Origin of the sequence: Tepidiforma sp. (assembly GCF_026419595.1) — a bacterium.
Lineage (GTDB): Bacteria > Chloroflexota > Dehalococcoidia > Tepidiformales > Tepidiformaceae > Tepidiforma.
In genome coordinates this window covers 1-525 of record NZ_JANZZD010000134.1, presented here as the reverse complement: position 1 = coordinate 525, position 525 = coordinate 1, and the positions used below count along the sequence as shown (strand labels likewise).

Annotated in this window: 1 protein-coding gene; it reads right to left on the bottom strand. The window is 70.5% G+C overall.

Features of this window, described 5'->3' with window-relative positions; genetic code table 11:
- Positions 1-525: hypothetical protein (locus N2041_RS14785; RefSeq protein ID WP_297679396.1), on the bottom strand; the 525-nt coding region annotated here is incomplete at both ends.

The following is a 525-nucleotide window of genomic DNA, read 5'->3' as shown; positions in this document are numbered from 1 at the left end:
GTGTTCATCGCGTCGACAGTCTGCTGGACCGCAGTCATGCCATCGCGGGCGGCCGCGAGGGAGTTCTGCCCCTTCTCGGCCGCTGCGCGGGCGGAGGCGGAGACGGCACCGAGGGCTTCGCGGACGCGGTCGGCCGTGCGCGCGGCCTGGCGGAGGCCTTCGGCCTGGGAGGAAGCGCCGCGGGTGACCTCCCCGATGCCCGCAGCGAGCGACCGCATGGTGCCGTTGAGCTCGGTGATGGCGGCGGACTGTTCGGTGGCGCCGCGGGCGATCTCCTGCGTGGCGTTGGCGATTTCGCGCGCGGCCGCGTCGACCTGTGCGGTGCCCTCGCGAACGGAGGACGATGCGGAGTTCACGGTGACGCAGGCGTCGACGAGCTGGCGGAGGACACCCTCGCTGATGTACGTCTCGACGGCGAGGCTGGCATCGAGGAGGAACGCCTTCAGGAAGGCGAGGAAGGTGTCGGCGAGCTTCTGGCCTTTGAGCTTCTTCGCCAGTTCCTCGTGGAGGATGGCGGCGTAGACG